Annotated in this window: 12 protein-coding genes; 7 read left to right on the forward strand and 5 right to left on the reverse strand. The window is 58.2% G+C overall.

What is annotated here, in order from left to right:
* Positions 1 to 124 precede the first annotated feature (124 nt).
* The 7 genes from HMPREF2894_RS01655 (at position 125) to HMPREF2894_RS01685 (ending at position 8,847) form a co-directional block, all read left to right on the forward strand.
* Positions 125 to 1,099 (forward strand): TDT family transporter, encoded by a 975-nt coding sequence (locus tag HMPREF2894_RS01655; RefSeq protein ID WP_070677578.1) that lies wholly within the window; start codon positions 125 to 127, stop codon positions 1,097 to 1,099.
* A 101-nt stretch (positions 1,100 to 1,200) separates the two neighbouring features.
* Positions 1,201 to 2,328, forward strand: a complete 1,128-nt coding sequence (locus HMPREF2894_RS01660; RefSeq protein WP_070677581.1) for an ABC transporter ATP-binding protein — start codon at positions 1,201 to 1,203, stop codon at positions 2,326 to 2,328.
* A 399-nt stretch (positions 2,329 to 2,727) separates the two neighbouring features.
* Positions 2,728 to 3,258: a 50S ribosomal protein L10 gene (rplJ, locus tag HMPREF2894_RS01665; RefSeq protein ID WP_005504882.1), complete on the forward strand. Its 531-nt coding sequence runs from the start codon at positions 2,728 to 2,730 to the stop codon at positions 3,256 to 3,258.
* A 155-nt stretch (positions 3,259 to 3,413) separates the two neighbouring features.
* On the forward strand, positions 3,414 to 3,788 hold the full coding sequence (gene rplL, locus HMPREF2894_RS01670; RefSeq protein WP_005508362.1) for a 50S ribosomal protein L7/L12: 375 nt from the start codon (positions 3,414 to 3,416) through the stop codon (positions 3,786 to 3,788).
* Positions 3,789 to 4,138: 350 nt separating this feature from the next.
* Complete coding sequence (locus tag HMPREF2894_RS01675) at positions 4,139 to 5,680, forward strand: glycoside hydrolase family 32 protein (RefSeq protein WP_049353359.1); 1,542 nt, start codon at positions 4,139 to 4,141, stop codon at positions 5,678 to 5,680.
* Positions 5,681 to 5,922: 242 nt separating this feature from the next.
* A complete protein-coding gene (locus tag HMPREF2894_RS01680; protein WP_049349209.1) occupies positions 5,923 to 7,920 on the forward strand; it encodes a PTS sucrose transporter subunit IIABC in 1,998 nt (665 codons plus the stop codon).
* Positions 7,921 to 8,193: 273 nt separating this feature from the next.
* Positions 8,194 to 8,847 (forward strand): GNAT family N-acetyltransferase, encoded by a 654-nt coding sequence (locus HMPREF2894_RS01685; RefSeq protein WP_049349211.1) that lies wholly within the window; start codon positions 8,194 to 8,196, stop codon positions 8,845 to 8,847.
* A gap of 116 nt (positions 8,848 to 8,963) precedes the next feature.
* Here the strand turns inward: HMPREF2894_RS01685 and HMPREF2894_RS01690 are convergent, their stop codons facing one another.
* The 5 genes from HMPREF2894_RS01690 to moaA form a co-directional block, all read right to left on the reverse strand.
* A complete protein-coding gene (locus HMPREF2894_RS01690; protein ID WP_049349213.1) occupies positions 8,964 to 10,040 on the reverse strand; it encodes a LacI family DNA-binding transcriptional regulator in 1,077 nt (358 codons plus the stop codon).
* A 98-nt stretch (positions 10,041 to 10,138) separates the two neighbouring features.
* Positions 10,139 to 11,452: a molybdopterin molybdotransferase MoeA gene (locus HMPREF2894_RS01695; RefSeq protein ID WP_070506949.1), complete on the reverse strand. Its 1,314-nt coding sequence runs from the start codon at positions 11,450 to 11,452 to the stop codon at positions 10,139 to 10,141.
* Positions 11,453 to 11,593: 141 nt separating this feature from the next.
* Positions 11,594 to 12,298, reverse strand: a complete 705-nt coding sequence (locus tag HMPREF2894_RS01700; protein ID WP_070593736.1) for a molybdenum cofactor guanylyltransferase — start codon at positions 12,296 to 12,298, stop codon at positions 11,594 to 11,596.
* Positions 12,298 to 12,564 (reverse strand): MoaD/ThiS family protein, encoded by a 267-nt coding sequence (locus HMPREF2894_RS01705; protein WP_049338071.1) that lies wholly within the window; start codon positions 12,562 to 12,564, stop codon positions 12,298 to 12,300. Before HMPREF2894_RS01705 ends, HMPREF2894_RS01700 begins: the two co-directional genes overlap by 1 nt.
* Before the next feature lie 104 nt (positions 12,565 to 12,668).
* Complete coding sequence (gene moaA, locus HMPREF2894_RS01710; RefSeq protein ID WP_012903023.1) at positions 12,669 to 13,880, reverse strand: GTP 3',8-cyclase MoaA; 1,212 nt, start codon at positions 13,878 to 13,880, stop codon at positions 12,669 to 12,671.
* Positions 13,881 to 14,012 lie beyond the last annotated feature (132 nt).

A 14,012-nucleotide genomic window follows, 5' to 3' on the forward strand; every position in this document is an offset into this window, starting at 1 on the left:
TAAAACATAGAATGATTTTCTGGTTCCTGGTTCCCTTGGCGTTGCCCATGCCCCGGCACCGTCAAAACACATATTGGGGCTGCGTGTCCCCATCCTGCCCTACAACTATGAGAGGTAAAACCTAATGCCTTCTTCCCTTCAGAGCGAGCAGAGCGCCCGCCGCGGTCTCAGCGTGCCGGTCAATTATTTTGCGGTGGCGCTGGGCACCGGTGCTTTGGGTGCTGCCTGGCGTACCGCTGCGTCGAAGGGAATGGTACCTGATTGGGTGGGGGAGAGCATCCTGGCTTTTAACGCTGTGGTGTGGCTGCTCCTTGTGGGGTTTTTGGTTCATTCGGTGGTTAAGTACCGTGCGTGGGTGCGTAGTTTTTGGGAGCATCCGGCGCGTACCTGCTTCTTTTCGCTAATTCCGGCGACGACGGCGCAGGTGGGTGCGGCTCTCTACCCGTATGCTGAGGTTCCGGCTCTGACTCTGGTGGTGCTGGGAGCTGTGGGTCAGTTGTATTTCGCGTCTCATCGTATTGCCGGTACGTGGCGTGGTGGGTATGTGCCTGAGGCTGCCTCGCCGGTGCTGTATCTGCCGACTGTGGCGACGAATTTTGCGACCGCTACGGCGATGGGCTTTGTGGGGTGGCACGATATGGCGATGCTCTTCTTCGGTGCGGGCCTGATTTCGTGGTTCAGTGTCGAGGCCGCGATTCTGAGCCGCCTGCGCACCTTGACTCCGCTACCTCAGGGGGAGCGCGGCATTATTGGTATTCAGATGGCGCCGCCTTTTGTGGGTGGTAACGCGTACCTGGCGGCTAATGGCGGCACGGTGGACTGGTTCTTCCTGGTGCTGACCGGTTATGGCATTCTGCAGCTGTTCTTCTTGATGCGTTTGCTCCCGTGGACTCTTGAGGGTGGTTTCTCGATGAGCATGTGGGGTTTCTCGTTCGGTATGGCTTCCATGGCGGCGAGCGGTATTCGCTTGACGGCTGCTGGTTCGCTGGGGTTGGTGGGTCCTGCGCTAACGGTGGCGGGTACGGCTTTCCTCATCTTCCTGTGGGTGGGCACGCTGCATCTGGCGTTGAAGGGGCGTTTGCTGGTACGACCGAGCTAGGGTGCTCATATGAGACTCTGGTGCGAGGCTCGCATGCTGTTTTATGACGGTGCTTATCTTCTGCACCCGTGCCGGGCACAAGTTTCCGCGATAATGGGGGAATGACTTCTGCATCCTATTCTTCTGCCGCGGCGGAGCCTTTTGAAGGCCTGCGTATTCGAGGTGTCGCCAAGACCTTTGGCACCGATACGACGGTTCTGAATGAGATTGACCTGGATGTGCACCCCGGCGAGTTGATTTCTCTGGTTGGTTCTTCGGGTACGGGCAAGTCGACCCTGCTGCGTATTATTGCCGGTCTGGAGGAACCGAGCGCCGGTCGGGTGACCTACGCCGGTCAGCCTCTGGAACGCGGCTCGGTGGGTGTGGTTTTTCAGCGCCCTATTCTGTACCCGCACCTGAGCGTGAAGGACAATATTCTGTTTCCGACCCGGCTGGGTGCGTTCGCCGGTCGGGTTGATATGGACTACTACCGTGAGCTGCTGGAGGCGTTGAAGCTTGAGGGTTTGGAGTCCCGTAAGCCTTCGCAGCTGTCGGGTGGTCAGGCTCAGCGTGTGGGTATTGCGCGTGCTTTGATTCGTCGTGCCCCGGTGGTTCTTTTTGATGAGCCGCTGGCGAGTGTGGATGAGCAGATGAGCGCGAGTATCCGTGCGGACATTGTGCGTCTGCACGAGCGCTACGGTTTTACGGGCCTGTACGTGACCCATGATCAGAATGAGGCGCTCATGCTGGGTCAGCGGGTGGCGGTGATGGATGCCGGTTACCTGGTGCAGGTGGATACTCCGGAGCGTCTGCTGGCGCATCCGCATACTCTGCAGGTGGCGAAGCTTATGGCGGCGCCCGCGCTGAACCTATTGGCTCTTGAGGATTCTGAGGCTCTTCCTGCTGGGTGCGAGCTGGCGATTCGTGCGACCGCGCTGTGCCCTGTGGCAGCAGACGCTGCTCATGCTCTGCCGGTGCAGGTGCTTGGCAGCCGCCATCTGGTGGGTGGCATGCTGTACCGTGCGCGTCTGTTAGAGGCGGTGTCCCTACCTCTGGAATCTCGACGGGCTTCGGCGGATTCTGAGTTGAGTGCCCGAGTGCGTGCCGGTCAGGAGCTTGAGTTCTTTATCTCGGATGCGCAGGGCACCTCCCTGATTGGCGCCTCGCTCAGCGTAGGGGAGCAGGTGCACCTGGGGGTGGCTGCTGAGCGCTGCTTCTTGTTCTCGGACGGAAAGCGCTTTTACCTCTAGAACACGGTTTCTGGGTTTTTCAGCCGGGCCTTTTAGGTGGGAGAAAGCGCGGGTTAATCGACTTAAAGAGGGGCTTTAAGTGATTAACCCCGCTTAATCGCGTTTTTAACTTGCGACTCGGGCTTTAACCTGAGATGATGAATGAACCAAAGACCGCCGGTCTAGAACTATGTCCTTTATCGCCACCTCGGTGGAGACGAAGAACAGAGTTCTGATAAGAGCAGATTTCACTAGAAATCGCCGCCCGCGTAGGTAACTCGAAGTGAATAGTCGTTGCCCTGATTTAGGTGCCGCCTATCGTGCCTCGTACGCCTACGCGTCGGGGCATTTTTTATTGCTTGCAATAAATGCTTCGAGGCTCTACCGGCGACCTTACAAGAATCGGAAGAAGGAACTACCATGGCGACTCAGGAAAAGATCGCTGCAGTATCCGAGCTGAAGGAACTCTTCGAAGCTTCGAACGCAGTCATCCTGACCGAATACCGCGGTCTCACTGTTGCACAGCTCAAGGAGCTGCGCCGCGCACTCGGTGCAGAGACCGAATACGCCGTGGTGAAGAACACGCTGGCTGCTATCGCAGCTAAGGAAGCTGGCATCGACGCATTCGAAGGCCACCTCCAGGGTCCCTCCGCACTGGCATTCATCAAGGGCGACCTGATCGATGCTGCTAAGGGCCTGCGTGACTTTGCCAAGGCTAACCCCCAGCTGATTGTGAAGAACGGTTACTACGAAGGTGCCGCTCTGACCGAGGACGACGTCAAGCGCTACGCTGACCTGGAATCCCGCGAGGTTCTGCTGTCCAAGGTTGCAGGTGGTGCAAAGGCTACCATCGCACGCATCGCACAGGTTGTGGACGCACTGCGCGTCAAGCTGGAGGAGCAGGAAGGCGCAGCTCCCGCTGCTGCCGAGGAGGCTTCGGAAGAGGCATAAGCCCCTTTCGTGCTACTGCACCAGCGCTGAGATACTCAGCAGCGTGAACGCGAATAGCGTGTAACGCACCCTAAATTTGACCGACCCTCTCGGGTAGGTACTGAAGATTTACACCGCGGGCGTCAGCCCGCACCAGATAGTGAAGGAGCCAAACAATGGCTAAGCTGTCCATCGAAGAACTCATTGCAGCATTCAAGGAACTGTCCCTCGTTGAGGTTTCCGAGTTCGTCAAGGCATTCGAGGAAGAGTTCGACGTCACCGCAGCTGCTCCCGTTGCAGTTGTAGCAGGCGGCGCAGCAGGCGAGGCTGCTGAAGAGAAGTCCGAGTTCGACGTTGTCCTGGAGTCCGCTGGCGACAAGAAGATCGCAGTGATCAAGGAAGTTCGTGCCCTGACCTCCCTCGGCCTGAAGGAAGCAAAGGACCTGGTTGACAGCGCTCCCAAGGCTCTGCTCGAGGGCGTTTCCAAGGAAGACGCTGAGAAGGCTAAGGAGCAGCTCGAGGCTGCTGGCGCAACCATCACCCTCAAGTAATCGACTTCTTCTCGATTCTTACGCGGGCGGTGCATCCATCGGATGCGCCGCCTCGCGGCATTTAACAGCCCCGAACCTTCCCCGACATTACGGCGGGGGCGGTCTCGGGGCTTTACTATGCTCGCATTATGTTTGGAGTGTCGGTTACCTTCTCCGGTAGCTTACGGAGTGTTTTTGTTAGTACCTAGTGATGCCCACGGCGAAGAGGCCCCTGTGACCACCCTGTGCCTCAACTGAGAGAGGCTGAGAGCACTGTGGTGCCTCTCTCCTAGAGCCCGGCAACGGGTCAGAGGTGCCGTATGATGGGATGAGACAACCCAGACATTCCCCTTGCACGAAAACGGATAGACATGAGCGAGCAGAAGAAAAAGAAGAAGAGCGCAACCGAGCGACCCGACCGCGACTTGGCGGCTGAAGCACAGCAGATCCTGGACGCCTTCGGCGCCGGTGTGCGTGAAGACCGCGACTACCCGGCACTGCACCTGGCCCCTCCCGTGGGCCGTCTGAACGACCCGAACGGCCTGGTCTTTGACGGCAAGCGCTACCACGCCTTCTACCAGTACTCGCCCCTGCACCCGGAGCGTATGGTCTACTGGCGCCACGCCGTGAGTGAGGACCTGACCCACTGGACCGATGAGGGTACCGCCCTGGTTCCCGACAGCCGCTACGACTCGCACGGCTGCTACTCCGGCTCCGGCATCAAGGTGCCCGGCGGTTTTGAGTTCTTCTACACCGGTAACGTGAAGGACGAGAAGGGCAACCGTGAAACCTACCAGATTCTCGCAACTGCGGGTGAGGACGCGAAGCCGACCCGTCAGCTGCCCCCGCTGATTTCCGGCCCTGAGAAGGGCTACACCGCGCACTACCGCGACCCGCACGTCTTTGAGCGTAACGGCGAGTGGTGGATGGTTATTGGTGCTCAGCGTGAAGACAAGACCGGCGCCGTGGTCGTGTACACCTCCGCTGACCGCCGCGAGTGGACCTTCCGCGGCGAGCTGGGTATTAAGGATAAGAGCCTCAAGGGCACCTACATGTACGAATGCCCCTCCCTGCTGAGCATGCGCGATGAGCTGACCGGCGAGATTCGTGACGTGCTGATTTTCAGCCCGCAGGGCATGCAGCCCCTCGGCGAGAAGTACAACAACATTTTCCAGAGCGGCTACATTGTTGGCTCGCTGGATAACGAGACTCTCAAGTTCACTGTGGAGACCCCCTTCACCGAGCTGGATGCAGGTTTCGAGTTCTACGCACCGCAGACCATCTCCGGTACCGGCCTGACCGCCGACCCGAAGGCACCGCACGATGTATGCGGTGATGCCCCGGTGATGATTGCTTGGCTGGGCAATGCTGACCAGGACGACCTGCCCTCGTGGAGCCACCGCTGGGTGCACATGTTCACCTACCCGCGTGAGCTGCACCTGCGCAACGGCAAGATTTTCCAGCGCCCGGTTCCGCAGCTGAACGACGCGATGAAGATGACCCCGCTGTACCGCGAGGAGGAGAAGGGTAAGCTCGTCGAGCTGAAGAATGCCCTGACCTTCCGTCTGCGCGGCCGCGTGAACGTCTCTGACGAGTGCGTGAAGCTGAAGATCAAGGACACCCACGGCGTGGCACTGAGCATCGTTCTGGATAAGGACTTTGTGCAGATGGACCGTGGCGGTACCCGCTACACCGAGGGTGGCAGCCTGCGCCGTCGAACCCTGAAGCGTTCGAAGATTCGCGAGTTTGACCTGCTTGTGGACGGTTCGGCTACCGAACTGTACGTGGGTGGCAAGCTGGTTGCCTCCATGGGCGCTGAGGTTATGACCGCTCGCACCTTCTTCAAGGGCGATAAGCGCCGCGTCCGCCTGACCGGTGGCGAGGTGCTGTCCCTGGAGTATGGCCGCCTCTAAGCCATTTTCTAGGCGTTGGGAGCCGCCTATGCGGGTAGTTTCCGGTAATTTCTGAATATGTTTGAGAGCTCACTCTCCGTGTGGAGAGTGGGCCCTCGCTTTTAAGAACTTTCCCGTGATACCATGTTTTACATCTGATATGTCAAACGTATGACATATACATGACATGCACACACAGACATGTCACCCCACCCCATTTACAAAGCATCATACGGTGGTGCTCCAAACAAAGGAGAGCGAGCGTGGACCACAAGTCAGTGGCACAGCGCGTGCTGAAGGACGTCGGTGGCGCCGGCAACATCGTTGCAGCCGCACACTGCGCAACCCGCCTTCGCCTCGTCCTGAAGAACCAGGACAAGGTCGACCAGGCAGCAATCGACAACGACGAGGATCTTAAGGGCAGCTTCCTCAATGCTGGCCAGTTCCAGATTATCGTCGGCCCCGGCGACGTTAACGAGGTACACAAGCACCTTATCGCCGCTGGCGCACCCGAAGCATCTAAGGATGATCTCAAGGAAATCGCCTCCAAGCAGGGCAACATCGTTTCCCGCTTCATTAAGACCATTGCTGATATCTTCGTCCCGCTGATTCCGGTTCTGGTCGGTGGCGGTATGCTGATGGCAATCAACAGCGTGCTGACCTCCAAGGGTATCTTTGGTCCCGAGAGCTTCATCGCAATGCACCCCGAGTGGGCTGACTTTGCAGACATCATCAACCTGCTCTCCGCAGCTCCCTTCGCCTTCCTGCCCGTGCTGGTCGGCTTCTCCGCTACTAAGGTCTTCGGTGGTAACCCCTACCTCGGTCTGACCATGGGTGCCGCGATGGTTTCCCCGGCCCTAATGAACGGCTACAGTGTCGCAGCATCCCTGGCGGGTGCTGAAGGCACCGACCCGATGAAGTACTGGAACCTCTTCGGTCTGCAGGTTCAGCAAGCGGGTTACCAGGGTACCGTGCTGCCCATTATGCTGGTCGCCTTCATCCTGGCGAATATCGAGAAGTTCTTCCACAAGGTCCTCAAGGGCACCATCGACTTCATCTTCACCCCCACTCTGACCATCCTCATCACCGGCTTCCTGACCTTTATTCTGGTCGGTCCCCCGATGTTCCAGCTGGGTACCTGGTTGGGCGAGGGCGTGAACTGGCTCTACACCGTTGCCGGCCCGCTCGGCGGTCTGGTCTTCGGTACCTTCTACGCATTCATCGTGATGACCGGTATGCACCAGGCATTCCCGCCCATCGAGATGAGCCTGTGGGCTACCGGTGGTTCCTTCATCTTTGTTGTCGCGTCGATGTCTAACGTGGCGCAGGGTGCTGCTGCAGCCGGTGTTGCGCTGACCACCAAGAACAAGAAGATTAAGGGTATTGCTTCGGCATCTGCACCCTCGGCATTCCTGGGTATTACTGAGCCCGCAATGTTCGGTGTGAACCTGGCTCTGCGCTGGCCCTTCTACATTGCTATTGTTTCCGCAGGTATCGGTGCAATGGTCGCTTCCATCCTGAATGTGAAGGCAATTGCTCTGGGCGCCGCTGGTTACATCGGCTTCCCCTCCATTAGCCCCACTACCGGCGCGGGCTGGGCTGGCTTCTTCGGCTGCCTCATCCTGACCACCGTTATCGCTTTCGTTGCCTCCTTTATCTGGGGTAAGAAGGTTGAGGCTGGCAACACTGAGGCACCCGCTGCACCCGCTGCTGCCGCTCCCGTTGCCACCGTAGCTGCTGCCGCAGCTCCCGCCGCCGCTGTAGCATCTGAGGCTGGCGAGAGCGTCGAAATCGGTTCCCACATGGTCGGTTCCGTGGTTCTGCTGGCTGACGTCAAGGATCCCACCTTCTCCTCCGGCGCACTGGGTGCAGGCACCGCAGTGGAGCCCACCGAAGGTAAGCTCTACGCACCGGCTGACGGCAAGATCACCGTTGCATTCCCTACCGGCCACGCATACGGTCTGCGCACCGAGGACGGCCTGGATCTGCTGATGCACATCGGCATGGACACCGTTGAGCTCGACGGCAAGCACTTCGAGCCCAAGGTTGCTAAGGGTGACACCGTCAAGCGCGGCGACGTCATCGCTGAGTTCGATATCCCCGCCATCAAGGCTGCTGGCTACCCGCTGGCAACCCCCATGGTGATTACCAACGCCAAGAAGGCGGCTGCTTCGGTTGAAGATGTTCAGGCTTCGGGCGCATCGGTGACCAGCGCAGATTCGCTGCTGAAGGTTGCACTGAAGGCAAAGGCTAACGCATAGTCTGCACTCTTAATGAGTAGATAACCTCAACGTGATGTACACCCCGTACCCCTCTTCCTAGAGTTGGTGCGGGGTGTTCAATTTTTCCTGCAAAAACATGCAAAAAAGATATGAATAAATATGCACTAAAATTATGCATAATGGTGCAATATAAGCTGGCACACATTAATGCATGACCGTGAAAAATGTCTTGATAAGGCAGAATTTATTAGCCAGGAGTGAATAATCCAGCTAATATTTATGTATAGTTTCAAGCTTTTGTAAAGGGTGAATATGACCTCAGCTTCCTATGCTGTCCGCACCGCCGAGCCTCATGAATATGCCGAAGCGCTCGAAGTCCTGATTGCCGCGTTTGACGGAGATCCCGCCATGATGGCAGTCATTGCAGGCGGTAGCCGCCGACAGGAACTCGCCAGGCTCCGCGCCATTATGACCCTTCAGGTCTACGGCAACTTCCAGGGTCGCGGCCGTATCGACATTGCTATTGACGACTCTACCGGCAAGATTGTGGGTGTTTGTCTCTGGAACACCCCTGAATCCCATGAGGGTTCCTTCGCTAACGAGCTCAAGCAGATTGGCGCCTACTACAAGGCACTCGGTTGCAAGACCCTGCTGAGGGCAGTCCTGATGGAGCTACACCTGCTCAAGTACCGCCCCGCGTACAAGCACTGGTACCTCTTCAACATTGGTGTCCTCGAAGAGTACCGAGGCCGCGGTATCGGCTCGCAGCTACTCGATTACGGTACCGAACGCATCGGCGACTACCCCGCCTACCTCGAAGCATCGACCTACGATAGTGCCCGTCTCTATGAGCGCCGCGGATTCTTCTCCCTCGGCCCGCTCCACGGAATCTTCTCCAAGGCACACGCCGTTGGTATGGTCTACCCCGGCACCGGTCCCACCGAGATTGTGCAGCGCACCTCCTAAACTTCCGGACGCGCACAAAACCGATAAATGTATATGCAAAATCCGCCCCACCGTGAGCACTCGCACGGTGGGGCGGATTTTTATCGTCAGAAGAGGAGCTTCTTATTGGAGCTCGTCTATTGGAGCTCGTCCGGGGCGGAGGTGTCAGGCTGAATCTGATCCAGATTCGGGATAGAACGCACCGTAGCCCCCAGATGGAGCTCAACCGGGAGTACATCCTCGGGCTGGGTAATTGGGGGAGTGGTCTTCTCTGAGGAATCCTCCTGCTGTAGCTCAATGAGCTCCAGCAGACGCTGCGCGGTACGCTCTGCCATGCCCTCAATCGGCTGAACCACGGTCGCCAACTCCGGCATGAGCAGCTGAACGCTCTGCGTGCCATCGTAACCAATCACCTGGAAATCCTCCGGAACACGAATAGCGCGTGCGCGCGCCCAGCCCAGCGCCAACGCGGCGTAATTATCGTTGGAGGCAAAGACCGCATCCACCGGCTCCGGACTATCGGCGCGTTCATCAAGGTAGCGGTAGAGCACCTCACGTTTAATACCCAGTGAAGGACGGAAGCCCAGCTCCAGGAACTCCGGCATGAGTCCGGCTTCGAGCATTGCCTCACGGTATCCGCGCTGACGCTCATTGTGCTTACCCAGGGTCGACGTCACGTGCACAATATTCTGCGCACCCGTGGCAATCAGATGCTCCGTGGCGGCGCGGGCGCCTCCGTAATTATCGGAGCGGACATTCGGGTAAAAGCCGCTTTCGAGGCGGTCCACGGTCACCAGGGGAGCCTGGGCGTGCGGAATATTGACCAGCGCGTCAGAGTGGGCGCCGCTGATGATGCCGTCCACCTGATTGGAGAAAAGCATCTCCAGGTAGCGCTTCTCTTGTTCGGGGTGGTCATCGCTATTGCAGAGAATGACCCGGTAGCCTGCTTCGGCAAGGTAACTTTCGAGGCGGTACACCATCTCCCCGTAGAAGGGGTTTGCGACCGTGGGGAAGATGAGGCCCACCATCTGCGAGCGCTGGCCCTGCAGGCTGCGGGCGATGGCGTTGGGGCGGTAGCCGAGTTCCCGCATTGCCTCGTGGACCTTGGTGCGGGTGCTTTCGCTCAGGTAGCCGCGGTTGTTGAGCACGCGGGAGACCGTGGTGGGGGAGACTCCCGCCAGGGCTGCAACGTCGCTGAGTTTGGGCTTAGCCACGGGGGCTCCCTTCGGTATGCTAAACGATTGACATATCTCTCTACTATACCCCGACCGCATACCGCATAAACATTTCAACGCCGGAAAATAGCGCCTTACTACAGCACCGGAATAATCGGAACCCGAGCTCCCACCTCATGGGCAGAACCCCGAACCGAAGAATCATCCAACACCGCACAATGAGTAGCCGCTGCCAACGACGACAACATATGCGACGCCGACTTCGGTAGAGGATACGCTACACCATCACGCACCGACACCGGCAACAGACGAACCCCCGCCGGCTTACGCAAAGTATCAACCGGCTCACCCAAAACAGCCGAATCCAGCTCCGGTAGGGGCATATCCCTCATACCAGCCAAAAGCGGCGGCAAATACGAATACAAAGCCGTGTACGCTGCCAAAGGATTACCCGGCAGACCCAACACAAAACGCTCACGACCAGAATTCGGGCCCGTCTCCGGAACCGGCAAACGCGCAGCCAATGCCGGATGCCCCGGACGCACATCCACCGACTCAAACAAATAGGTTGCGCCCATGTCGTTGAGCACCTTACGCACCAAATCAACACCCGAGGTGCTCGACCCGCCCGTAAACACCAGCACACGAGCCGTCGACGTGGACAAGAACGTGCGGAACTCAGACTCAACATCCGCCAAACGAATCGAAGGGCGCGCCTCGCAGCCAGCAGAAATAATCGCATGCTCCATAAAGCCGCCAAACGCATCACGCACCTGACCAGGCGCAGGCACACCAAAGGTAATGACCTCATTACCCGTAAACGCGCAACGTACCGGAATCGGGGCGTACACCGGCAACTCATCAAAACCATTCGTGCCCAAGAACGCCGCCATACGCGCAGAGATACGGTCGCCGTGGCGTGCCAACAGCTCGCCACGCTCTAGCTCAACACCAGCATGGCGAATATCAGCACCCGGCGCCGGAGGCTCAAAACCCTCCGCCATATCCAGGTAATGAATACTGGACTGAGTCTCCAAATGAGCAGCTACACCAGGGCGAGACGAAGCCTCCGCACCCTCATACAGGCGCGAATGCTCCTCGCGCACAATCGCTTCAGCGCCCTCAGGGAGCAAACCACCCGTCAAAATCGGGGTCGCCTCACCCGGAGCAATCGGCACCGTCAGACGGTGAATATTAGCGCGAGAATCCTCCGGATACGCCGGAGTCACCAGACGCCACGGAGGCACACCCGCCACAGCGTAACCGTCCATCGCGGAAGAGCTGTAGTGGGGCACCGGCATCACCGAATAAACATCATCCGCCAAATAGTGGTCAATTGTCGCCAGCAGCGGCAAAGACTCCGTCTTCACATGGTGTGCAATCTCCAGGCCCTGCTCATGCAAAATCTGGCGGGCCTGCTGCCACGAAACAGAAGGAATATGGTGAGACATCGTACCTCGTAAAAGTGTGTGCGGGACGCGCAACAGCGCGCGAGCTCAAAAACGCTACATGTACACGGTATCTAAAGCCAAGACTTATCACCTAGGGTACTCGTAGTCAGGCCCTAATATCACACTGCGGTAGCTCAGCTACTAATAGCTTGACCAAAGCGACGTCGTATAACCCAGCGCCTGCGCCTGCTCCCACGTATCAACATCGGCGGTATCAGCGGCAGACATCTGAACCGCAGTAGGGTTCAGACGACGCAAAAAAGAACGAACAGAAGCGTTGGTGGTGCCGGCCGAAAAGACCGAACGAATTGCCTCAAAACGGTAAATACCCACCAGCGGCTGATAGATACCCTCAGAAACACCCCAGAAACCTGCAGATGATTCAGCACCCTCAAATGATTCAGAATCAGTAGGGGAGAAGCCCGCCGTGCGCTCAGCACTTTGCGCCGCAGTAATCAGCTGTTGAACCGCCGGGGCAATACGCGGAGTATCCACACCCAAAATCAGGCACCAGTCGGGCACAGGAATCTGCGAGCGCTCGCAATCGGCCGCAATGCACTCCAAACCGGCATGAATCGCCGCGGCAGGACCCGAAAACGGCGGATCCTCACGAGTACGCAACACCCCGGTAGGCAAGGGCAGGCTCTCAGGACCCACCACCACGCGCGGGGATGCGGCGGCCACCGCCTCCAGAGCACAATCCAGCAGAGTATTCGTACCATCAGACAGGGACGCCTTCGGCACGTGGTTCAGGCGGCGAGAAGCACCTCCGGCAACAACGACCGCGGCGCACGAAAAATCGCCCCCAGCGGGAAGTACAGAACCGGGTATCTTATCCGCCCGCATTATCCACCCGCAAAGGGAGGCAGAACGTCCACACGGTCGGCATCCTGCAGAGGTGCCTGCGCATCCGAGCGGGCACCATTGACCAGGAACGAGCACTGCTCCATCACCTGCGCAAGAGTCAGACCCGACGGGGTCGTACCCTCCAAGCTCTGACCCAGATGCTCAACGAGCGCGCCAAGAGTTGCCGACGGTAACTCAGCCAAAGGTACCGACAGCTGCGTGGTACCCGCCGCAGAACGTGCGGCAGCGAAAAAATGAACCTGCATAATGCTCCTCAATCCTAAGTCAGGGGACAGCCGAAAATCACGGGCGCAAGATGCCAATAAAAAGCCTTATCCGCGCACCTTCGGCTGATGAATCAGCGGCTTTCCTAGCCACCAATAGCGCTCATCGAGCGGCTCGCCTTAGCGAACTCCTCAATATCGAAGTCAGCGTCTTCCTTACCGTGGGCGCGCGGCTTAAACCACATGCCCTCACGCCAGCGCAGAGCCAGCTGCTTATCGTCAGCACCGGAACGCAGAAGCTGCATCAAATCAGTCTCGGTGTCGGAGAACAAGCAGGAACGAATCTTACCGTCCGCCGTCAGGCGGGTGCGGGTGCATGCATTGCAGAACGACTCCGTGACCGAGGCGATAATACCCACACGGCCCAGCGACTCGGTACCGTCAGCAGGGAAGCCCGCCTCATCCAGGGCAGTACCGAGCGGGTACACCTCCCACAGCTGAGCGGGGGAGTCGCCGCGCGCCTCCGCCACCGAACCCAGAACATACTCAGCCGACAGTTTCTCGCGAATCTCAGCGGCGGTAATCGTGCCCTCACGGGTCCAACGGTTATCAGCATCCAGCGGCATCTGCTCAATGAAACGCAGCTGATAGCCGCCCGCCAACGCCCAACGCAGAAGCTCCGGAGCCTGATCATCATTCAGACCCGGCATCAGCACAGCATTAATCTTGATCGGCCACAGGCCAGCCTCCGCTGCACCATCGATGCCCTTGAGCACGGCGTCGAGCTTATCGCGGCGGGTCAGCTCGGCAAAGGTCTCACGGCAAATCGTATCCAGAGAAACATTGATGCGGGTCAGACCAGCCTCCGCCAGCGCGGCGGCACGCTTCTCCAAACCAATACCATTCGTCGTAATAGCAAGCGGAACATCCGGATGCGCCTGGTGGATGCGGGAAATAATATCCACCAAATCGGCGCGCACCAGCGGCTCGCCACCGGTAAAGCGGATCTCCTCAACGCCCAGCTCAGTAATCGCAATATCGGCAAGGCGCGCAATCTCCTCGGCGGAGAGCAGATTCTCCTTCGGGAGCCACTGCAAACCATCCGCCGGCATGCAATAAATGCAACGAAGATTACATTTATCGGTCAGCGAGATACGAAGATCAGTCGCCACACGACCCCAACGGTCCAAGAGCGGACCGCTATTCGTAATATTCGGGAGCTTACGCTGTACATTTACGCCATTCTCAGATTTTTGGGGTGTCACAAAAGCAGCCCCGTTACCCTCCGCAGAAGATAAGGTGCTTAACGTTGGGCCCGCAATGAGCTCAGAAGAGGTCGAATTTGCCGTGTACGCCATGTAAAACCTATGTGGAAAATTTGCATATTTCAGGTGACAATATGATTATTCCATGTTCCGGCGCCCCGTACATAGTGTGTGCAGGGTAAGTTACAACTGCGCCACCGCAGACCACCACGAGGAAAACAACGT

Origin of the sequence: Rothia sp. HMSC066G02, assembly GCF_001813145.1 — a bacterium.
In the GTDB taxonomy this organism is placed as follows: Bacteria; Actinomycetota; Actinomycetes; order Actinomycetales; family Micrococcaceae; genus Rothia.

Bases quoted from the DNA above. Each gene is read 5' to 3' on its own strand.
- HMPREF2894_RS01655 (WP_070677578.1), top strand. From the start codon at position 125: ATGCCTTCTTCCCTTCAGAGCGAGCAGAGCGCCCGCCGCGGTCTCAGC.
- HMPREF2894_RS01660 (WP_070677581.1), top strand. From the start codon at position 1,201: ATGACTTCTGCATCCTATTCTTCTGCCGCGGCGGAGCCTTTTGAAGGC.
- rplJ (WP_005504882.1), top strand. From the start codon at position 2,728: ATGGCGACTCAGGAAAAGATCGCTGCAGTATCCGAGCTGAAGGAACTC.
- rplL (WP_005508362.1), top strand. From the start codon at position 3,414: ATGGCTAAGCTGTCCATCGAAGAACTCATTGCAGCATTCAAGGAACTG.
- HMPREF2894_RS01675 (WP_049353359.1), top strand. From the start codon at position 4,139: ATGAGCGAGCAGAAGAAAAAGAAGAAGAGCGCAACCGAGCGACCCGAC.
- HMPREF2894_RS01685 (WP_049349211.1), top strand. From the start codon at position 8,194: ATGACCTCAGCTTCCTATGCTGTCCGCACCGCCGAGCCTCATGAATAT.
- HMPREF2894_RS01695 (WP_070506949.1), bottom strand. From the start codon at position 11,452: ATGTCTCACCATATTCCTTCTGTTTCGTGGCAGCAGGCCCGCCAGATT.
- HMPREF2894_RS01700 (WP_070593736.1), bottom strand. From the start codon at position 12,298: ATGCGGGCGGATAAGATACCCGGTTCTGTACTTCCCGCTGGGGGCGAT.
- HMPREF2894_RS01705 (WP_049338071.1), bottom strand. From the start codon at position 12,564: ATGCAGGTTCATTTTTTCGCTGCCGCACGTTCTGCGGCGGGTACCACG.
- moaA (WP_012903023.1), bottom strand. From the start codon at position 13,880: ATGGCGTACACGGCAAATTCGACCTCTTCTGAGCTCATTGCGGGCCCA.